The organism is Aneurinibacillus soli (genome assembly GCF_002355375.1).
In the GTDB taxonomy this organism is placed as follows: domain Bacteria; phylum Bacillota; class Bacilli; order Aneurinibacillales; family Aneurinibacillaceae; genus Aneurinibacillus; species Aneurinibacillus soli.
Genome location: NZ_AP017312.1, coordinates 1187177 through 1208498 on the forward strand (window position 1 = coordinate 1187177; position 21322 = coordinate 1208498).

At 49.0% G+C, this 21322-nt stretch carries 22 protein-coding genes and 1 other RNA gene; 21 read left to right on the forward strand and 2 right to left on the reverse strand.

Annotated features, from left to right (window positions below; genetic code table 11):
• Positions 1-22 precede the first annotated feature (22 nt).
• From CB4_RS06025 to CB4_RS06080, 12 genes are all read left to right on the forward strand, one after another.
• Complete coding sequence (locus tag CB4_RS06025; RefSeq protein ID WP_096464066.1) at positions 23-1519, forward strand: coproporphyrinogen III oxidase; 1497 nt, start codon at positions 23-25, stop codon at positions 1517-1519.
• Between the two features lie 321 nt (positions 1520-1840).
• Positions 1841-3106, forward strand: a complete 1266-nt coding sequence (gene hisS, locus CB4_RS06030; protein WP_096464068.1) for a histidine--tRNA ligase — start codon at positions 1841-1843, stop codon at positions 3104-3106.
• Positions 3107-3130: 24 nt separating this feature from the next.
• Positions 3131-4915 carry an aspartate--tRNA ligase gene (aspS, locus tag CB4_RS06035; RefSeq protein ID WP_096464070.1) on the forward strand — a complete coding sequence of 595 codons (1785 nt, stop codon included), beginning with the start codon at positions 3131-3133 and terminating at the stop codon, positions 4913-4915.
• 67 nt (positions 4916-4982) lie between these two features.
• A non-coding RNA gene (gene ssrS, locus CB4_RS06040) (6S RNA) lies at positions 4983-5162 on the forward strand.
• Positions 5163-5287: 125 nt separating this feature from the next.
• A complete protein-coding gene (locus tag CB4_RS06045) occupies positions 5288-6055 on the forward strand; it encodes a tRNA threonylcarbamoyladenosine dehydratase (RefSeq protein WP_096464072.1) in 768 nt (255 codons plus the stop codon).
• Positions 6056-6084: 29 nt separating this feature from the next.
• Positions 6085-7425, forward strand: coding sequence for an AAA family ATPase (locus tag CB4_RS06050; protein WP_096464074.1), 1341 nt, complete (start codon positions 6085-6087; stop codon positions 7423-7425).
• 14 nt (positions 7426-7439) lie between these two features.
• Positions 7440-7859 carry a cysteine metabolism transcriptional regulator CymR gene (gene cymR / locus CB4_RS06055; protein ID WP_096464076.1) on the forward strand — a complete coding sequence of 140 codons (420 nt, stop codon included), beginning with the start codon at positions 7440-7442 and terminating at the stop codon, positions 7857-7859.
• Between the two features lie 14 nt (positions 7860-7873).
• A complete protein-coding gene (locus CB4_RS06060) occupies positions 7874-9004 on the forward strand; it encodes a cysteine desulfurase family protein (RefSeq protein ID WP_096464078.1) in 1131 nt (376 codons plus the stop codon).
• Between the two features lie 92 nt (positions 9005-9096).
• On the forward strand, positions 9097-9762 hold the full coding sequence (locus CB4_RS06065) for a tetratricopeptide repeat protein (RefSeq protein ID WP_096464080.1): 666 nt from the start codon (positions 9097-9099) through the stop codon (positions 9760-9762).
• A gap of 72 nt (positions 9763-9834) precedes the next feature.
• The gene (locus tag CB4_RS06070) at positions 9835-10383 is read left to right on the forward strand and encodes a PRC-barrel domain-containing protein (RefSeq protein ID WP_172890815.1); all 549 of its coding nucleotides are present in this window, start codon (positions 9835-9837) and stop codon (positions 10381-10383) included.
• Complete coding sequence (locus CB4_RS06075; protein ID WP_096464083.1) at positions 10343-10546, forward strand: hypothetical protein; 204 nt, start codon at positions 10343-10345, stop codon at positions 10544-10546. The genes CB4_RS06070 and CB4_RS06075 overlap by 41 nt, the downstream gene beginning before the upstream one ends.
• A gap of 12 nt (positions 10547-10558) precedes the next feature.
• A complete protein-coding gene (locus CB4_RS06080) occupies positions 10559-10762 on the forward strand; it encodes a hypothetical protein (RefSeq protein ID WP_096464085.1) in 204 nt (67 codons plus the stop codon).
• Positions 10763-10809: 47 nt separating this feature from the next.
• Here the strand turns inward: CB4_RS06080 and CB4_RS06085 are convergent, their stop codons facing one another.
• The gene (locus CB4_RS06085) at positions 10810-12783 is read right to left on the reverse strand and encodes a methyl-accepting chemotaxis protein (protein WP_096464087.1); all 1974 of its coding nucleotides are present in this window, start codon (positions 12781-12783) and stop codon (positions 10810-10812) included.
• Positions 12784-12794: 11 nt separating this feature from the next.
• The gene (locus CB4_RS06090) at positions 12795-13160 is read right to left on the reverse strand and encodes an STAS domain-containing protein (RefSeq protein ID WP_096464089.1); all 366 of its coding nucleotides are present in this window, start codon (positions 13158-13160) and stop codon (positions 12795-12797) included.
• Positions 13161-13332: 172 nt separating this feature from the next.
• Between CB4_RS06090 and CB4_RS06095 the strand changes: the two genes are divergently transcribed.
• From CB4_RS06095 to CB4_RS06130, 9 genes are all read left to right on the forward strand, one after another.
• A complete protein-coding gene (locus CB4_RS06095) occupies positions 13333-14418 on the forward strand; it encodes an AI-2E family transporter (protein WP_096464091.1) in 1086 nt (361 codons plus the stop codon).
• A gap of 51 nt (positions 14419-14469) precedes the next feature.
• Positions 14470-14661, forward strand: coding sequence for a hypothetical protein (locus CB4_RS20845; protein ID WP_146226577.1), 192 nt, complete (start codon positions 14470-14472; stop codon positions 14659-14661).
• 90 nt (positions 14662-14751) lie between these two features.
• The gene (gene alaS, locus CB4_RS06100) at positions 14752-17388 is read left to right on the forward strand and encodes an alanine--tRNA ligase (RefSeq protein WP_096464093.1); all 2637 of its coding nucleotides are present in this window, start codon (positions 14752-14754) and stop codon (positions 17386-17388) included.
• Between the two features lie 76 nt (positions 17389-17464).
• Positions 17465-17728: an IreB family regulatory phosphoprotein gene (locus tag CB4_RS06105; RefSeq protein ID WP_096464095.1), complete on the forward strand. Its 264-nt coding sequence runs from the start codon at positions 17465-17467 to the stop codon at positions 17726-17728.
• Between the two features lie 87 nt (positions 17729-17815).
• A complete protein-coding gene (gene ruvX, locus CB4_RS06110; protein WP_096464097.1) occupies positions 17816-18238 on the forward strand; it encodes a Holliday junction resolvase RuvX in 423 nt (140 codons plus the stop codon).
• 5 nt (positions 18239-18243) lie between these two features.
• The gene (locus CB4_RS06115; RefSeq protein WP_096464099.1) at positions 18244-18531 is read left to right on the forward strand and encodes a DUF1292 domain-containing protein; all 288 of its coding nucleotides are present in this window, start codon (positions 18244-18246) and stop codon (positions 18529-18531) included.
• A gap of 106 nt (positions 18532-18637) precedes the next feature.
• The gene (gene mltG, locus CB4_RS06120) at positions 18638-19681 is read left to right on the forward strand and encodes an endolytic transglycosylase MltG (protein WP_231956161.1); all 1044 of its coding nucleotides are present in this window, start codon (positions 18638-18640) and stop codon (positions 19679-19681) included.
• 57 nt (positions 19682-19738) lie between these two features.
• Positions 19739-20386, forward strand: coding sequence for an O-methyltransferase (locus tag CB4_RS06125; protein ID WP_096464101.1), 648 nt, complete (start codon positions 19739-19741; stop codon positions 20384-20386).
• On the forward strand, positions 20383-21309 hold the full coding sequence (locus CB4_RS06130; protein WP_172890817.1) for a peptidase U32 family protein: 927 nt from the start codon (positions 20383-20385) through the stop codon (positions 21307-21309). The genes CB4_RS06125 and CB4_RS06130 overlap by 4 nt, the downstream gene beginning before the upstream one ends.
• Positions 21310-21322 lie beyond the last annotated feature (13 nt).

Below are 21322 nucleotides of genomic sequence, written 5' to 3' on the forward strand. Positions count from 1 at the left end.
ATGAAAAACAAAGGAGTGCCATATGATTATCCGAGTAGCCGGGGTTGATGAGGTTTTTCACCGATCCCTTGACCATATTATCCATTTATTTTTTGAAGACGTGCATGTCGTATTTACAGAAGAAACACCTGCTCATATCACGATTTCGATTGAACTGAAAGAGGAGCAAGAGAAAATCATGTCTTACTCCGTCCTCGAAGTAGCAGGAGAATTTCCTATATACGAAAATCGCTATAGTCGTACAGTGACCGTGGAGAGGGGGAGCAAGGAGCATCGAAGGCAGGTACGGCAAGTCATCAGCCATTCCCTTCTCCATGTCCTCCAGGAGTATACGGGGATTGAGCAGCCATGGGGCATCCTTACAGGTATCCGCCCAACCAAGCTTTTGCATGCTAGCGTGCGCGATGGAATTCCAATGGAGCAGGCTCATCATCATCTGCGTGAGAACTATCTCATTCAGGATGCAAAAATAAATCTTATGCAGCAGATTGTCGACCGCCAGCGGGCGATGGTGCCGGATTTGTACGATCTGCGCAGGGAAGTCAGCATCTACATTGGCATCCCATTCTGTCCGACCAAATGTGCTTACTGTACGTTCCCGGCGTATGCGATTAACGGACGGCAAGGCTCTGTTGATTCGTTCCTCGGGGGACTTCATTATGAGATGCGTGAGATTGGACGCTGGCTAAAAGAGCGAGACATGCGCATTACGACGATTTATTTTGGTGGCGGGACGCCAACGAGTATTACGGTTGAAGAAATGGATATGCTGTATGAAGAGATGTACCATTCGTTTCCTCATATGGATAAAGTGCGGGAGATCACAGTGGAAGCCGGGCGACCGGATACGATTACGCCGGAGAAACTTGCCGTACTGAACAAGTGGAATATCGATCGCATCAGTATTAACCCACAGTCATATATTGAAGAAACGCTTAAGGCAATTGGCCGCCATCATACCGTGGAAGAGACAATCGAGAAATTCAAGCTGGCACGCAAGGCCGGTATGAATAACATCAACATGGATCTTATTATTGGTCTTCCTGGTGAAGGCGTGCCAGAATTCGAGTATACGCTTGGCGAAACTGCGAAACTGATGCCAGAATCCGTGACGATCCATACACTGTCGTTCAAGCGAGCGAGTGAGATGACGCGCAACAAGGACAAATACCGAGTGGCGAGTCGCGAAGAAATCGGTGATATGATGCAGCGGGCTGAACAGTGGACCGAAGCGCATGGCTATGTGCCGTACTATTTGTACCGTCAGAAAAATATTCTGGGCAATCTTGAGAACGTTGGCTATGCTATCCCCGGTCAGGAGAGCATCTATAACATCATGATTATGGAAGAAGTGCAGTCGATTATCGGACTCGGCTGCGGTGCGGCGAGCAAGTGGGTACACCCAAAGACCGATGTCATTACTCGTTTTGCCAATCCGAAAGAACCGAAGGCATATAATGATTCGTACGAGCATTATACACAAGCAAAAATTGAGGCATTGAATGAGCTGTTTTCTTGACAAATGGTGTCGAAAAAGGTAACCTAAAAACAATTGTGAACAATGAATATTGATCTAATGAAGGGCACAAAGTAGTCTGGAAGCCCTGCGATACAGAGAGGAATGCCTGAGGCTGGAAGCATTCCACGCAGTTCAGATGAATGACAACCTGGAAGACCGATGGCAACATACGGCGCCTCTCCTGCGTTATGGGAGTTTCGAGTGGGATTTTTGAATCCAAGTAGGGTGGCACCACGGGAATTGTAACCAATCTCTCGTCCCTGACAATTTTGTCAGTGGCGGGAGATTTTTTAATTTCTAAAATAGTAAGGTGGGAAAAATATGATCCAGGTCCCAAGAGGAACAGCCGATGTACTGCCGGGCGAGATTGAGCTGTGGCAGTATATTGAGAATGCGGCGCGGGATATTTGTCGCCGCTACAATTATGCGGAAATTCGCACACCGGTGTTTGAACATACCGAACTGTTCCAGCGCGGTGTCGGCGAAACAACGGACATCGTGGAGAAGGAGATGTATACGTTCACGGACCGGGGAGATCGCAGTCTGACTTTGCGCCCGGAAGGAACAGCATCGACAGTTCGCTCGTATGTCGAGAACAAAATGTTCGGTCTTGCAAATCAGCCGGTCAAGCTGTACTATATCGGCCAGATGTTCCGCTATGAGCGGCCACAGGCGGGCCGGATGCGCCAGTTCACCCAGTTCGGAGTGGAGGCGATCGGCAGTCACGATCCAGCGATTGATGCCGAGACGATTGCGCTTGCGATGCGTCTGTACGAAGAGCTGGGCCTGAAGAACCTGCATGTCGAGCTGAATAGCCTGGGCGATGCAGAAAGCCGTCAGGCGCACCGCGATGCGCTTGTGAAGCATTTTACGCCGCATATCGCGGAGTTCTGTGCAGACTGTCAGTCTCGTCTTGCACGTAACCCGCTGCGCATTCTGGACTGCAAAAAGGATGCTGGTAACGAGTTAATGAAAACAGCGCCTGTCATTCTTGATTACTTGAATGAGGAATCAAGCACATACTTTGAAAAGGTGAAACAGCACCTTGATAATCTCGGTATCGCGTACAATGTGAATCCGAATCTTGTGCGCGGTCTGGACTACTATACACATACTGCCTTTGAAATTATGGAGCATGGTATCGGCGCGGTCAGTACAATCTGTGGCGGTGGACGCTACAACGGACTCGTCGAGCAGGTCGGGGGCAATGATATGCCGGGCATTGGCTTTGCGATGAGCATTGAGCGCGTGTTGCTCGCTCTCAAAACGCAGGGCATTGAGCTTCCGATTCAGCAGGGCGTAGAATGTTTTGTGATTGGGATGGGTGACGAAGCAGAAAGCAAGGCATTCCAGTTGCTTGACCAGCTTCGTGCTGGCGGCTTGTCGGCGGACAAGGATTTTATGGGCCGCAAGATGAAAGCACAGTTGAAAGCGGCAGATCGTCTGCAAGCGAAGGCAGTCGTCATTATTGGGGAAGACGAGCTAGCACGCAAGGCAGCCATGGTCAAAAACATGGCCAGCGGCGAGCAGCAGGAAGTACCGTTTGATGCACTTATAGCACATGTGCAGAAAATCTGTGGCAAGTAAAAAAAGAAAGTAGGAGTTATCGAGATGGAATTCAAACAACGAACTGTATTTTGCGGCACGCTCCGCAAATCTGATGTAGGCACAGAAGTTACACTGAACGGCTGGGTACAGAAGCGCCGTGACTTGGGCGGGGTTATTTTCGTCGATCTGCGCGATCGTACAGGTCTTGTACAGGTAGTACTAAACCCGGAATTTAATGCATCTGCACATGAAATCGGCGACAAAGTACGTACCGAATATGTAATCAGCGTCAAAGGTAAAGTAGTTGAGCGTGATGCCGAGACAGTTAACCCGAACATGCTGACAGGAGAAATCGAGGTACAGGTTGATGAGATTGAAATCATCAATGCCGCGAAAACACCGCCGTTCTTTATTGAAGACGGGGTCGAAGTAGACGAGCAAGTACGTCTGAAATACCGTTATCTTGACCTGCGTCGTCCGGAGATGTACAAAACACTGCAAATGCGTCATAAAGTAACGAAGATTATCCGCGATTACCTCGACAGCCGTGAGTTCTTGGAAGTGGAAACACCAATCCTGACGAAGAGCACGCCAGAAGGTGCGCGTGACTACCTCGTACCGAGCCGTGTGAGCCCAGGCGAATTCTTCGCCCTGCCGCAGTCGCCGCAGCTCTTCAAGCAGCTCCTTATGGTAGCAGGCTATGAGCGCTATTTCCAAATCGCGCGTTGCTTCCGTGATGAAGACTTGCGTGCAGACCGCCAGCCGGAATTCACACAGGTCGATATTGAGACATCGTTCCTCAACATGGAAGAGCTTCTATCCATGATGGAAGGCATGATGAAGCTTGTCTGCAAGGAAGTGCTTGGTGTTGAAGTGGAAACACCGTTCCAGCGTCTGACTTACGCAGATGCGATGAATCGCTATGGCTCGGATAAGCCGGACCTGCGCTTCGGTATGGAACTTGTAGACATTGGTGATATCGCAGAAAACTGCGGATTCCAGGTGTTCAGCAGTGTAATCAAAAAAGGCAATCAAGTAAAAGGCATCAACGTGAAAGGCTGCGCCCATTACTCACGTAAAGATGTAGATGAACTGATGAAATTTGCGGCTCGTTATGGTGCGAAAGGTCTTGCATGGATGGCGTTTAAAGACGACGAAATTAAAGGACCAATCGCGAAATTCTTCTCGGAAGAAGAAGTTAGCCAAATCAAAGACCGCATGCAAGTAGAAGATAACGATCTGATTCTGTTTGTTGCCGACAAAGCAAAAGTTGTCGCAGATTCCCTTGGTGCGCTTCGCCTGAAGTTTGGTAAAGAGCTCGGTCTGATTGATGAGAGCAAATTTGCCTTTGCTTGGGTTGTGGACTTCCCGCTGCTTGAATGGGATGAAGATGCGAAGCGCTATGTAGCTCTGCACCACCCGTTCACACGCCCGCGTCCAGAAGATGTGGAGCTGTTCGATAGCGAGCCAGGTCAAATTCGTGCGCAAGCGTACGACATGGTGCTCAACGGCTATGAAATCGGCGGCGGAAGCATGCGGATTTACAAGCGTGATGTACAGGAAAAAATGTTCAAAGCACTCGGCTTCAGTCAGGAAGAAGCGCAAGAGCAATTCGGCTTCTTGCTCGACGCATTCGAATACGGCACACCGCCGCACGGTGGAATGGCATTCGGTCTCGACCGCATTGTGATGATTCTCGCTAACCGTACAAGCTTGCGTGACACCATTGCCTTCCCGAAAACAGCAAGCGCACGCGATATTATGACCGATGCACCAGGAACAGTCGATACGAAGCAGCTAGAAGAACTCTCGATTCGTGTATCGATGCCGAAAAAAGAAACAAAATAAAAATTGGGTCAAAGCTACCGCTTGAAATCGCTTTCTTTTTTGTGTAAGATAGAAACACAAACAGCATAGAGCCCTGCAATGTACGTGAATGCCCGATTGTTTTGTACCAACAGAGTTATTACGGGAGATCGGAGTTCCGGTAAGGCACAGATGCCGCCACCAAGTAGCGGACCTGCAAGCTACCGGGTAGATTGCCCACCTGCGCGAGCAGGTTCAAAACACCGGCGCACGGCATTTTGGGGCTCTTTGCTTGCGTAGCAATCGAACGTTCGGCCCGCAGACAGTCTTTGTCATGCGGGCTTTTTTATGTATGATTTGGATTAGGTACATAATACAAGTAGACGTATATTGATATAGACAAAGGAGAATTGTATGCTGCACCAATTTTCACGAACAGAACTCGTCGTTGGACGCGAAGGACTTGAGATGTTTAAAAACAGCACGGTTGCTGTGCTTGGAGCAGGTGGTGTTGGCTCGTTTACCATGGAATCACTGGCTCGTACTGGCATCGGCAAGCTGATTTTAGTTGATAAAGATGATGTAGATATTACGAATTGCAACCGTCAGCTTCCAGCTACGTTAGAAACAGTCGGTCAGGAGAAGGTTGAAGTCATGAAGCAGCGCATTGCGGCGATTAACCCGGAATGTGAAGTCGTAACGCTTAAAATGTTTTATAATGAAGAGACGTATGAGCAGTTGTTTGCACACAAGATTGACTATGTAGCAGATGCAATCGATACAATATCCGCTAAGCTACATTTAATTTTGCAGTGCCGTGAGCGCAACATTCCGCTTATCAGTAGCATGGGGGCGGCGAATAAGCTTGATCCGACACAGTTCCAGGTAGCCGACCTGTTCGATACGTCATACGATCCGATTGCGAAGGTGTTGCGCCGTGAATTGCGGAAGAGAGGCATTCGGAAAGGTGTAAAGGTTGTGTATTCGACAGAAGCACCGATTATGCAACGGGAAGATGTGCTGGAGCAGGTGGTGCAAAATCCAGATTCACCGATTCGTAAAGCGACTCGCCCACCGGCAAGCGTAGCATTCGTGCCATCTGTTGCTGGATTGATCATGACAAGCGTGATTATCCGCGATATGATGGATAAAGCAGGAATTGAAGTGCGTCGCGACGATTAGAACGTGACAGGGTAAGGAGTGAGGGGACTGTGGACTTGTTCTCATATGCCCATGAGGAAGAGAAAGAGCGTGGAGTGAGTCACCGTCAGCCGCTGGCGGATCGAATGCGACCGCGTACACTTGATGAGTTTGCTGGACAAGCACATATCCTTGGAGAAGGAAAGCTCCTGCGCCGGGCGATTGAAGCCGATCAAGTATCCTCGCTTATTTTTTACGGGCCACCCGGTACAGGCAAGACAACGTTAGCACGAATCATTGCACGCACGACAAAAACCGATTTTACCGACCTGAATGCCGTGACTGCTGGGGTCGCGGACATTCGTCGTGTTGTTGAGGAAGCGAAGCAGCGGCGTGATATGTATAACCAGGGAACGACGCTGTTCGTGGATGAAATTCACCGCTTTAACAAGGGGCAGCAGGATGCGCTACTTCCGTATGTGGAAGATGGTACGATCCGGTTGATTGGAGCGACTACAGAAAATCCGTTTTTTGAAGTGAACGCAGCGCTTCTATCGCGCTCCCAGTTGTTTGGTCTGCAGGCGCTGACAGAGGAAGACTTAAGCGATGTTATTGACCGGGTGCTGGTTGATCAAGAGCGCGGATATGGAGAGTTATCCATACAGCTTGACTCGGACGCACGTGAGCATTTGATTCATTATGCGGAAGGGGACAGTCGCCGCCTGCTGAATGCGTTGGAACTTGCCGTGGCAACTACCCCGCGCGATAAAGATGGTGGCATTCGGATTACGCTGGACGTAGCTGTTGATTCCATTCAGCGTCGCGCGGTCCGGTATGACAAAACGGGAGATAATCATTACGATACAATCTCAGCTTATATTAAGTCGATTCGTGGCTCGGACCCGGACGCGGCACTGTACTGGCTGGCGCGTATGATTGATGCTGGAGAAGATCCGCGTTTTATTGCTCGCCGTCTGGTGATCGCGGCGTCCGAAGATGTAGGGAATGGTGATCCACGGGCGTTGCAGGTGGCCATTTCCGCATTTCAGGCGGTAGAGCTGGTTGGGATGCCGGAAGGACGTATTCCACTGGCACAGGCGACGACGTATCTCGCGTCTGCACCGAAAAGCAACGCATCGTACACCGCGATCAATGATGCGTTGCGTACCGTACGGCAGAGCGGTCACGGTTCGGTTCCCTTGCACCTGCGTGACTCCCATTATAAAGGAGCCGAGAAACTTGGGTACGGCAAAGACTACGTATATCCGCATGATTATCCGAATGCGTATGTATCGCAGCAGTATTTGCCGGACGGAGTACGGGCAGACTTCTATAAACCAAAAGAAATTGGTTATGAACGGCATATGAAACAGTATTTACAAACGATTCGCTCGAATACAAAAAACACATAGAAGAGGGGATGTACTTGAAGATTTCAACCAAAGGCCGCTATGGTCTGACGATTATGATGGAACTGGCACGCCGTTATGGGGAAGGCCAGATGTCGCTCAAATCAATCGCCCAGAAGCATGACTTATCCGAGCATTACCTGGAGCAACTCGTTGCGCCGTTGCGTAACGCCGGGCTTGTAAAAAGCATTCGTGGCGCGTACGGTGGCTATATTTTGGCACGTACACCGGAAGAAATTACAGCCGGTGATGTGATCCGGGTGCTCGAAGGTCCGATTAGTCCGGTTGAGTTTGAGGAAGAGGAAGATCCAGCAAAACGTGATTTGTGGATGCGTATCCGAGACAGCATCAGCGACGTGCTGGATACGACCACACTGCAAGATTTGATTTCGTTCAAAGGGAACGACAATCTCGATTCGTATATGTTTTATATTTAAAAGGAGCAGGATGTATGGACATGATTTATCTCGACCATTCGGCTACGACTCCGGTGCATCCAGACGTTGTCGAAGCGATGCTACCACATTACCGGGAGCTGTACGGCAATCCATCAAGCATGCATCGGTTTGGCCAACAGGCACGCTTTGTGCTAGATGAGTCGCGTATGGCGATTGCACGTAGCCTGAATGCTACGCCGGCTGAAACCATCTTTACAGCGGGCGGTACAGAAGCGGATAATATGGCGATTTTTGGTGTGGCGGCGGCACAGGCAGAGAAAGGGAAGCATATTATTACAAGTGCGATTGAGCATCATGCGGTGCTGCATGCATGTGAGCGGCTTGCCCAGCTCGGCTATGAGATTACATATGTGCCAGCTGATTCGTACGGTCGAATCGCCGTAGCTGATGTGGCAGCAGCGATTCGACCGGATACAGTTCTTATTACGATCATGTACGGCAACAATGAGGTGGGCACACTTCAGCCGATTGAGGAAATTGGTCATCTGGCACGGGAGCAGGGCGTGTATTTTCATACGGATGCGGTGCAAGCCTTTGGCATTGAAGCGATTGATGTACGAGCGCTTCCGATTGATCTGCTTTCGGTATCGGCACACAAAATCAACGGACCAAAAGGCATAGGTATGCTCTACGTGAACCGTAATGTAAAGATTGAGCCACATATATATGGGGGCAATCAGGAGAAAAAGCGCCGTGCCGGAACGGAAAATGTGCCAGGCATTGCCGGGTTTGCCCGTGCAGCACAGCTAGCGATGGAGACGCGAGACGTGCGCCGTGCTGATTATGAAGCGTACCGTCGTGCGATGCTTGCGGTCTGGGATGAAGCGGGTATTGCGTACGTGGTGAACGGACATGTAGAAGCGTATATGCCGCATATTTTGAATGTGAGCTTTCCTGGAACGCAAACAGAAGCGATGCTCATGAATCTTGATCTTATGGGTGTCGCAGCGGCCAGTGGTTCGGCCTGCACATCCGGCTCGCTTGAGATCTCTCATGTGCTACGTGCGATGAACTTATCGGAAGAACGACTTACATCCGCGATTCGCTTTAGCTTTGGCTATGGCAATACGGTGGAGCAGGTAGAAGAAGCGGCTCGCCGCATTGTGCGCATTGTACAAAAATAAAGCAGGTAAATTGACGCCGCATTACTCAGGATGCGGCGTTTTCTGCTATGATTTAGACATACAGGCAAGAGGATAACAAGGGGGTAGAAAACGTGAAGAAAACGGCAGAAGACTACAATGATCTTGGACTGCAGGAACTAGCACAGGGGCATTTTGAAGAAGCGCTCTCACTGTTTGAGAAATCAATTCAGACAGATGGAAGTTACGCACATCCGTACTGCAACATCGGCAACATTCTCGCAGCGACCGGACATGAAGATGATGCGGTGCGCTGGTTTACCCGTGCCATTGAACTCAATCCGCAGCTGGAGCTGGCTTATTATGGTCTGGGCAATTCGTATTTTAATATCGGCAATTATGAATCCGCACGTGTATCGTTTGAGAAAGCAAAAGAAAAAGGCATGGATCATCATGATCTTGACTTTATGATTGCGATGTCATACATGCAGGGCGAACAACTGGAAAAAGCGATCGCGTCATTTGAAGCGTGTCTTACTGTACAGCCAGGTGATGTGGAAGCGTACTTTAATAAAGGCATGTCGTATGCCCGCCTTGGTCATATTGAAGAAGCAAAGCAGGACTTCCTTAAGGCAATTGAACTGGCACCGGAGCATGATGACGCACTGTACAATCTTGGGGTAGCGTATGCGTTCCTCGACAACACAGAAGAATCGAAGGCCCAGTTCGAGAAAGCACTTGCCGTCAATCCGAGTCACATTCTGGCCCAGAATGCGCTTGCTGAATTGAATAAGCAGTAGCACTGGAAGATGTGTCCGGGCATAGCTTGCTCTCGTTGTTCCATACTACAAGTACGGAAGGAGATGATCGTCATGCAGCGCGCACGCGACATCATTGGACTTCCTGTTATTGGACGGGAGACGGGCAAAGAGGTGGGCTCTGTCCAGGACCTTCTGTTTAATAAACAGTGGCAGTATATGGGGCTTTTATTGAAAGAAAAAAACTTCTTTCATAAAGGAACTTATGTTCCGGCATCCGCAGTTTTTTCGTTTGGCACAGACTGCATCATGATTGGTGCAGAAGCGATCACGTCATTTGATTCTTCCTCCATGTGGCAGATGCTTCGCACGGGGCGAGCTCCGCTGAAAGGCAAATCGGTTGTGACGGCGTGTGGACGTCATCTTGGATTTGTGGCGGATGTTTATATTGAGCCACATGCGGGCAAAATAGTAGGGTACGAGCTTTCGGATGGTTTTCTGTCCGATATGCTGGATGGCCGCAGGATGATTCGGGACACACAGCGTATCACGCTGGGGGAAGACACTGTTGTTGTAGAGAATATAACAGACGGTGCGCCCCTACATTTGGGAGGATTCAAGTATGATGACGTGCATCAACTGCCAGTCGAAGGACATCGGTAAGATCGGGACAAATCAGTATTACTGTTGGAACTGTTGTATTGAGTTCACGACAGCAGGCAGCAAAGTGTCGTCTGTTTTCCAGGTGGAAGAAGACGGTAGCCTGCATTCGCTGAATGACCTGTTTTGTGATGATTGCCCGCCACCATTTGAAACGAACCTATAAGGAGTGAGTGCCGTGGGTCGTTCTTTATGGATCGGAGTTGCACTACTTGCCGTAGCGATGGGAATGATGCGTCGGAAGCGACGCAGTCGGACATGGCAGATGCTTGGCTATGGACGACGTCTCATGCGTAGCATGGATGTAGCTGGTATGACGAATATGTCGGCTCGTTACTTGAAGCGAGCTGGTCGCCGTGCCATTCGCGCTATGGCGCGGTAGAACACAAAAAGGTGTAGATTCCATGTGGAGTCTACACCTTTTTTATGTTATACGGTAAACCGCAGCACTTTCTCATGTGTCTCGGTAGCAAGGTGAGATAAATTCTCGATAGCGGATGCCATCTCTTCGGCTGAGGTGCTTTGCTGTCCGGCTGCGACCGCAATCTGGGTAAGGCCGCTTGATGTCTCCTGGCTTACATCTGTAATGACACTGATCTGGGTGTGCAGATTTTTGATCAATCCCTGTAGTTCCTGCTGCATGTGCGTAATGTTTTCCATCTCTTCTTTTGTCTGCTCTGTTTTATGCACAATGTCTTCAAGGGCGCTTCCGCCACGGTGTACCATATTAATCTGATGTTTCACTTGCTCTACATTCATTTCCATAGAGCGAACCGTGACGGCTGTCTCACTCTGTACGTGTTCGATTAAATGTACAATCTCCTGTGACGCTTTCCCGGATTCCTCGGCGAGCTTGCGTACTTCATCGGCTACGACAGCAAACCCTTTTCCCTGCTGTCCGGCTCGGGCAGCTTCGATTGCAGCGTTTAAGGCCAGTAGATTCGTCTGGTCGGCAATTCCTGAAATCACGCCCACGATACTTCCGATCTCTTCTGAACGTTTACCAAGTTTTTGAATGGCCTCGGTTGCGAATGTAACGGTTTGGGAGACGATATCTAAATGATTGATTGCGTCGTTTACCGCTTCCATACCATCCACGGCTGCGCGAGTTGTCTGAGCTGCCATAGTAAGAGCTTCTTCGGCCATGGTTGTCGTATGTTCGACTTTTTCCCGTGTTAAATTCATATCGCGATTTACATGCATAATCGCTTCTGTTTGCTCTTCGATGCTTGTAGCGATCTGCTTGACAGTCTGGGCGACCTGTCCAGTGGTGGCTCCGGTTTCCTCTGCAGCCGCCGCCAGTTGCTCGGATGTTGAGGATACATTCTCGGATGATTGTTGCATCGTCTGAATAAGAGAACGCAAGTCTTCTGTCATGTGATTAAAGCCGTCTGCTAGGTGCCCGATCTCATCCTGACGTTTGACAGGAAGCTGCACAGTAAGATCCCCTTCAGCGGCTACGCGGAAGCTTGCTTCCATCTCGGTAATCGGACGTACAAACATCCGGCGCATGAGGAACGAGAGGATGGTGAGCAGCACGAGCAGCGACACAAGGGAGACACTGAGAATAACGAGGCGCATCGTATGAATCGGCGCATATGCTTCTGCGCTTTCCATTGCGACAGCAACGACCCAGCCTGTTCCTTTGACCGGATGGAAGGCCATGAGTTTCTCTATGCCGTTAAATGTATATTCTGACGTTCCTTCTTGTTGCTTGAGCATGGTACGCCCGAAGTCATATTTTGAGAGATCAAGGGTGGCGATGTTTTTCGCGTCTGGATGGGCGAGCACAAGCCCTTTGTTATTGACAAGAAAGGCATAGCCGGTCTTACCCATCTTGATTTCTTTAATATGGCTTCCAAGTACGTCGAGCCGGACTGCTGCGGCCAGAATGCTGCGTCCGCCGTTAATCGGTTCGGCAAAATAGAGCACTGGTGTTCCATCTTCGGTTTTGGTGAGTGGGCTGACGAAACTTTTTTTCGTCTGGGCAACCGTCTCAAGCACCGATGGTTCCGGGAACGTCTTGCCGATCAAATAACCACTTGAGCCGGCGAGAATGGTACCAGTTGGAGAGGCGATGTAGATCGACTCGTACTCTGGTTCGTTGTTTTTTAAGGATGTAAGAAAACGCCCGGCTTCAAATGCGCGGTCAGGTCGGGTATCGACCGCCTGAATTACCGCAAACCGGGCGAGCTGGAACAATGAATTTTGTTTGGCAGCGACTTCTTTCTCTATCAGAATCGCGGCTTCATGTGCAGCCTGGTCCATTCCCTGCAGGGTGGCGGTGCGTAGGGAAGTCGTAGAACTTCGATCAATGAAGAAATATAGGGTAAGAAAGGCACCGGCGAGTGTTAAGGCCAGCATCAGCATCATACGCGTCTGTAGCGTCATCGTTTTTTTCATAGCTTGCTCCTTTAGTAATCCAGAATGGACAGAGAAGGAGATAGCACAGGGATGTCGTCGTCCAATGCAGCATCTAGTGTGTCATACAGATGGAGCACCCGGTCCAGTTTGGAAAAGTGAAGGAGTCTAGACCATGAAGTCTGACCGGTTACGACACGGCTTTCAAATCCCTGGCTGTGGCACTTTTTGCAAAAGGAAAACAGAAGGGCGAGTCCCGTGCTGTCTACACCTGTAAGTTGTGTCGTATCAAGGATGTAGCGCGTGTGGTCGGCTGTAATGGCCGCAAATAATGTTTTTGCGGCAGCTCGCGAGCGGCTGTAATCAATTTCTCCCTCAAGGGTCAGCACCCGAAAGCCTCGAATATCCGTTACCAACATTCGTTCTCTCTCCTTTTTCTAAGGCTTATGTATTGTCTGTTTTTATGATAGCGCAGGAGTTTAGTCCTGATGTTAATGAAATATAAAGATTCAGTTAATATTGTTACATAAAGGAACAAGAGGCTGGACAAACTTGAAAGAATGAATGTAAGGAAGAGATGGAGGAAGCAGGATGGGACGGTTGCTTGTAAGCCGCTGGTTGTATGGAGCGGTCACGGCGCTGCTCATAGTAGGGATTGTTTATTTAGCGGGACAGGTAAGCCCGTTTTTTCTGGCGGTATGTATGGTTGTGAAAAAAGTGCTGACTCCGTTTTTTCTCGGGTTGGTTGTCGCTTATTTGCTTAACCCGGTGGTAACCTTTTTAACGAATCATCATTTTCCACGCGGGCTGGCGATTTTTTTGATTTATACGTTATTTTTGTTATTTGTTGCGTTCGTTATTATTAACGGCGGTCCAGTGATTATGCGGGAATCCCGTGAACTGTCAGGGAAGCTGCCGGAGCTTGTGTTTACATACCGAGAGTGGCTTGGACAGATACAGATTCAGCAGGCAGACTCGCCGTTTCCGCTACACAGCGGTCTGACAGGTGGACTCAGGCGAATAGAGCTTGCGGTGAATAGCTATGTCGCAGGATTGTTTACAGAAGTGGATGACTGGCTGGATCGTCTGCTGCTGGTGATGCTGATTCCGTTTATTGTGTTTTATATGCTTAAGGACATGAAGACGATGCAGCAAGGAACACTGTTGCTCGTTCCACCACGCCATCGATCAACGGCGCGGCGCATTCTGCATGATATTGATTATGCGCTTGGCCAGTACATTCGCGGTCAGCTTATTGTATGTGCGGTAGTTGGAGTGCTAGCATATGTAGGCTATTTCCTGATTGGTCTGCCGTACGCCGGAGTATTTGCGCTGCTTGTCGCAGTGACAAATATAATTCCGTATATCGGCCCATTTTTTGGGGCAGTGCCAGCTATTTTATTTGCGCTGACGATTTCATGGAAGGTGGCATTGTACGCAGTCATTGTAAATTTGATTATTCAAATACTCGAAGGCAATATTGTCTCGCCGTTCATTGTTGGCCGTTCATTGCATCTGCATCCGTTGTTTATTATTCTTGCGGTAACGATTGGCGGGGAGATTGCGGGTCTTGCTGGATTGATTTTTGCAGTTCCGGTCGTTGCTTGTCTGAAAGTTGTGATTGAGCATGTTGTCATTCATACGGTGCGGCGGGAGAAGACAGAAGAGCTGGATTGACAGAGAATCGTAAGGATTTGTATAATAGTTCTTGGTGTAAAAAGCTGAATAATGAAGAAATCGTTGAGGGAACAAGTAGACGCAAGCCCTTGCCCCAGAGAGGGAGCTCCACGGCTGAGAGAGCATCCGGAAGAAGAGGCGTTGAAAGCTGCTCCTGAGAGCGGAACGATTGAAGTTCCGCCGGATGCATACGCATTCGTTATTCCAACAAGGCGACTGCCTGCGTATGTGCGCATGTGGTAAGCAGGGTGGTACCGCGAGAAGATAGCTCTCGTCCCTGAATAGGGATGGGGGCTTTTTTATATTGAAATAATAGATGGAGGGGTTATGTATATGAAACGTTTAAGCTCGGCGGAGATTCGCCAGATGTTTCTTGATTTCTTTCAGAGCAAGGGCCATAAAATTGAGCCAAGTATGCCGTTGATTCCAATTGATGATGCATCTCTCTTGTGGATTAACAGTGGCGTGGCCACATTGAAGAAGTATTTTGACGGGCGCGTGATTCCTGATAATCCGCGTATTACGAATTCACAAAAGTCGATTCGTACGAATGACATTGAGAATGTAGGAAAGACAGCACGTCACCATACATTCTTCGAGATGCTGGGTAACTTCTCAATCGGCGACTATTTTAAGGAAGAAGCGATTACGTGGGCGTGGGAACTCCTCACAAGTCCAGAGTGGATTGCATTCGATCCAGAAAAACTGTCGGTTACGATTCACCCGGAAGATGATGAGGCGTATGAGATCTGGAGCAAGAAGATGGGAGTACCAGATGAGCGTATTGTGCGCTTAGAAGGGAACTTCTGGGATATCGGAGAAGGCCCATGCGGACCGAACAGTGAGATCTTCTTCGACCGTGGCGAAGCATTCGGCAATGACCCGAGTGATCCAGAACTGTATCCAGGCGGCGAGAATGAACGCTACCTCGAAATCTGGAATCTCGTATTCTCTCAGTACAATCATAATCCGGACGGCTCATACACGCCGCTACCGAAGAAAAACATTGATACAGGTGCCGGTCTTGAGCGCCTAGCGTCTGTACTACAAGAAGTAGATAATAACTTCGAGACGGACCTTCTGTTCCCGATCATCGAAGCAACAGCCAGCATTTCCGGCAAAAAATACGGCGAGTCGGAAGAGTTCGACGTAGCCTTCAAAGTAATCGCAGACCATGCACGTACCGTTGTATTCGCAATCGGTGACGGTGCACTGCCATCAAACGAAGGACGTGGGTACGTTATCCGCCGCTTGCTTCGACGTGCGGTTCGCTACGGAAAAGTTCTCGGTATTGAGAAACCGTTCCTTGCAAGCCTAACTCCGGTTGTCGGAGAGATCATGAAGGCATACTATCCGGAAGTGCTTGAGAAGCGTGAGTTCATCGAGCGTGTCATTAAAAACGAAGAAGAACGTTTCCACGAGACACTGAATGAAGGTCTGCACATTTTGGAGCAGATGGTAGAGACAGCGAAAGCGGCAGGTCAGACACAAATTGCTGGTCCAGAAGCATTCAAATTGTATGATACATATGGCTTCCCATTTGATCTCACTGAAGACTTCGCGATGGAAAAAGGCATGACTGTGGATCGTGAAGGCTTCGATGCTGCGATGGAAGAGCAACGTGCTCGTGCCCGTGCAGCTCGCCATGATGAGAACAGCATGCAGGTTCAGGGTGGCGTTCTGGGCGACATTAAAGTAGCGAGTGAGTTCGTTGGCTACACGAATCTCGTAGCGGATGCAAAAGTTGTGGCGCTGATTCATGAAAATGAACAGGTTGACATGGTAAGTGCAGGGGCTGAATGTCAGATCATCCTGGATCGTACCCCATTCTATGCAGAGTCTGGTGGACAAGTAGCGGACAAAGGTACACTTGTAGCAGGTGACACACAGGCACACGTAAAAGATACGCAGAAGGGACCGAATGGCCAGAACGTACATACCGTATTGGTGGAGACCGGCACGCTCAAAATCGGCGATACAGTCGCTGCATATGTCAACCGGGCATCTCGTGCGGATATTGTGAAAAACCATACTGCGACTCACTTATTGCATCAAGCGCTTAAAGACGTACTTGGTACACATGTGAATCAGGCGGGATCTTTAGTATCACCGGAGCGTCTGCGTTTTGACTTCTCTCACTTTGGCGCGGTAACTCAGGAAGAGCTTGAACAAGTTGAAGCAAACGTGAACGAGCAAATCTGGCATAATATTCAGGTTGATATTATGAATAAATCGCTCACAGAAGCAAAAGCTATGGGCGCAATGGCGTTATTTGGCGAGAAATACGGCGATACCGTTCGTGTGGTACAGGTAGGCGACTACAGCCTGGAGCTGTGCGGGGGCTGCCACGTCCATAACACAGCGGAGATCGGGTTGTTCAAGATCGTAAGCGAAGTTGGTATCGGCGCTGGTACAAGACGTATTGAAGCCGTAACGGGTCGCATGGCGTATGAGTATCTGAACAAACAGCTTCAAACGCTCAAATTCGTTGCTGATGAGCTGAAAACAACCGTACCAAATGTTCCACAGCGCATCGAAACACTCAAAGTTGAAATGAAAGACATGGAGCGTGAAAACGAATCGCTGCGTGCGAAGTTGAGCAATCTCGAAGCGGCATCCTTAACCGATCAGGTAGAGGACGTCAACGGTGTTAGCGTCCTTGCTGCAAAAGTAAATGGTGTAGATATGGATAACTTGCGCAGCATGGTAGATGATCTGAAGCAAAAACTTGGTTCTGCTGTTGTTGTGCTTGGTTCTGTGAAAGAGGATAAAGTAAACCTTGTAGCCGGTGTAACAGCTGATCTCGTTGGACGAGGTCTGCATGCGGGCAAAGCGGTCAAAGAAGCGGCTTCACGTTGCGGCGGTGGCGGTGGCGGTCGTCCGGACATGGCGCAGGCTGGCGGTAAAAATCCAGAACAGCTGTCCGACGCACTCGCTTTCGTGAAAAACTGGGTACGCGAACAAATTTAGTTTTGACTAGGACAGGAATTTGGCGAAGCGAAGCGAATTATGAAAGGATAGAGATCCTTTGAAAGAGGTGCTAGCAGTGAGTTCCATGGATCATACAATGAAATTTACATTTAAACCGGACGATGTGGAAGCGGAAGCCCGGAATGTACTGCTCAGCGTGTACGGGGCGCTTGAAGAAAAAGGGTACAACCCGATTAATCAGATTGTTGGCTATCTAATCTCGGGAGACCCGGCGTATATTCCGCGTCATAACAACGCACGTACCATGATTCGTAAGCTAGAGCGTGACGAATTAATCGAGGAGCTTGTCCGTTCGTATCTTCGCCAGCACGGTAGCTAAATTCCACAGGGCTATGTATCCGGCCAGGCCGCCGTTCATGGGGTAGCGAGCCGGAGCAATTATCAGGCAAGAGCAGGAGACACATGTATGCGCAGGATGGGACTCGACGTCGGAGACAAAACAATCGGGGTGGCAGTCAGCGACGAGCTTGGCTTTACTGCCCAGGGAATTGAAACAATCCGGCGTGAAGGCAAGAAAAAAGATTATCTCCGTCTCGAAGAACTCATAAAACAGTACGAGATCGGGGAAATTATTGTTGGACTTCCCAAGAACATGAACGGTACGATTGGACCTCGGGGAGAACTGTGCCAGGCATTCGGAGAGTACGTGCATAACCGCTCCCGCATTCCGGTTGTGATGTGGGATGAGAGGCTTACCACAATGGCAGCCGAGCGTACGCTGCTTGAAGCGGACGTCAGCCGCAAGAAGCGAAAACAAGTCATCGACAAAATGGCGGCGGTAATGATTTTGCAAAATTACATGGATGCCAAACCACAAATAGGAGGTTAATTCGTATGGAAATGGAAAACATGGAAGTAAACGTTGGGGAATACATCACAATTACAGATGAAGAATCAGGTCAGGAGATTGAATTCCTGATTATGTACATCTTCGAAATTGAAGACCGCACATATCTCTGCCTTGTGCCGGCTGATCAGGAAGAAGAGGAAGAGTACGAAGTAGAGTTTATGCGCTATGACGGCTCTGACATGCTTCACCCGATCGAGAACGATGAAGAATGGGAACAGGTTGAAGCGACATTTGAAACGCTGATGAACGAACTCGATAACGAGGAAGTATAAGCGTTACTAACGATATGATGTAACACCGAAACCGCTCACGTGCTGAGCGGTTTTTTGGTGTATAATAAACGGATGGAATTCGTGCATAAAGGAGAGAGGGAGAGTTGTGCGACAGATAGCGAAGCTTATGGGGGGAATTCTGCTGTTGTTTGCCGTGCTTGTCGGTGGGATGGGCTACTATGTATACAGCGGTCTGCAACCAGTAGAAGAAAACAAAGGGCAGAAGAAAATCATTGAGATTCCACCGAGTTCATCTACAACAGAGATTGGACAGATTTTAGAAAACGAAAAGGTAATTAAAAATGGTCGAATATTTTCTTTGTATTTGAAGTTCGGAGAAAAATCCCCCGTACTGAAAGCAGGGAAATATCAGCTGACCGTTGGGGATACAATTGAGCAGATTGCGGCGAGAATGGAGAAAGGCGAATTTTACAAAGATGATCATGTAGTGACGATTCCAGAAGGATTCACCATTGAGCAGATTGCTACCCGCCTTGAAGAAAAGAAAATTGTGAGCAAGGCTGCATTTTTGAAAGAGGTAAACCAGGGAGTATTTACACAGGAGATTCTTAAAGGAATTCCCCAGTCGGACAAGCGTATCAAGTATCGCTTGGAAGGGTACTTGTTCCCGGATACGTATGAGTTCAAAAAAGGCAGCACAGCACATGATGTGATCAATAAAATGCTGGATCAAACAGAAGAAGTCTGGAACACTGAATGGAATGCGAAGTTCCAACAGCATCATCTTACGCGTCATCAAGCGATTACGCTCGCATCTATTGTGGAGCGGGAAGTGCGTGTCGATGAAGAGCGGCCGATTGTCGCAGGTGTCTACTTCAACCGTCTGGCCAAACAGATGCCGCTGCAGTCAGATGCGACCGTTCAGTATTTGTTCGGCAAGCAAAAAGAGCGGGTTACCTTTGCTGATTTGAAGCAGGTGAGTCCGTATAACACGTATAAAGTGAAAGGGTTACCGCCAGGTCCGATTGCAAGCCCAGGCAAGAAGTCACTCGAGGCTGTAGCGAATGCCCAGAAGAATGAGTATTTGTTCTATGTTACGAAAAAAGACGGCTCTGGTGGGCATTATTTTGCGAAAACGTACGAAGAACATCTGAAAAACATCGAACGTAGCAAAGGGAACGAAAAATAGATTTTACACTATCATTATGTTATTATAAAGAAGTTTTGAAGGAAGGATGGTATTCGTATGATTACCACAGACGCAGTCACGCAGTATATCGAACACCTCGTTCCCGTGCGTGATGAACTGCTGTCGCGTATGGAGCAGGAAGCGATAGAGGAACATATCCCGATTATTCAGCTTCCAGCTGTACAGATGCTTCGCTTCCTGTTGACGATGCATCAACCAAAGAACATTTTGGAAGTCGGGATGGCGATTGGCTATTCGACGATCTGGCTTGCGCGCGCAGCGGATGAAGCGCACATCACATCGATTGAGATTTCTGAAGAGATGGTGCAGCGGGCGCAGCGCAATTTTGCAGAAGCCGGAGTAAGCGATCGGATTACGGTACTGCATCAGGATGCACAGGATGGTCTGGCAGATGCCCAGGAATTTGACTGCATCTTTCTCGACGCGGCCAAGGGGCAGTATCGGAAGTATTTCGACCTGTACGTCCCGCATTTGAAAAAGGGCGGTCTTCTGATCTGCGACAATGTGCTGTTTCGCGGTATTGTGGCAGAGCCCGATGAGAATGTGCCGAAAAACAAGCGTGGCATGATTACGAAGCTGCGTAGCTTTAATGAATTTCTTGCAGCCCACCCCGCATTGGAGACGACTTTCGTGCCGATTGGAGACGGGCTTGCGTTATGTATAAAACGGGGGGACTTATCGTGAAAAAACCAGAGTTACTCTGTACAGCTGCAAACCTTGATGAGCTGGTGCAGGTGATGGACGCAGGTGCAGATGCGGTAAGCATCGGGAACGAGCGCTTCGGTCTGCGTGTGGCAGGCAACTTCTCACTCGATGAGATTCGAGCGGCAGTCGAGCTGGCACATGCGCGCAGCGTAAAAATTTATGTATCGGTGAATGCCGTGCTGCATAATGCCGATCTGGAAGAGCTACCGGACTACTTGAAGGCACTTGATGAGATTGGGATCGATGCCGTCGTATTTGGCGATCCAGCTGTAGTGATTACAGCGCGTCAGGTCGGTTTGCAAGCGCCGTTGCACTGGAACGCAGAAGTGCTGACAACGAACTATGAAACGATGAACTATTGGGGCAGCAAGGGTGCGACTCGTGCATTTGTGGCACGCGAGCTGAACATGGATGCGATCATCGAGACGAAAGAAAATGCCGAAGTGGAAATTCAAGTGCAAGTGCATGGTCCGACATGTATTTTCCATTCTCGTCGTGATCTTGTAACGAACTACGAGAAGAACAAAGGTGAGGAACTGGAGCGTCCGGGCTTAGATCGCAGATTGTTCATTACGGAAGAGAAGCGGGATGAACTTCAATATCCGATCTATGAAGATCGGAACGGCACCCATATTATGAGTGCAGATGATATCTGTATTCTGGAGTATCTTGACGAACTGATGGATGCGGAGATTGACAGCTTCAAGATTGAAGGCATTATGAAAGATGCGGCATACAATGCCAAAGTCGTGGCAATCTACCGTGCTGCGATTGATACGTATATGGAAGATCCCGATGCATTCCGGGATAAACTATCTGAATGGATGAAAGAGATTGAGGCCATCCAGCCGGATGAACGTGAACTGACGACAGGGTTCTTCTTTAAAGAGCAAGTTTATTAATCGAGGTGATCCG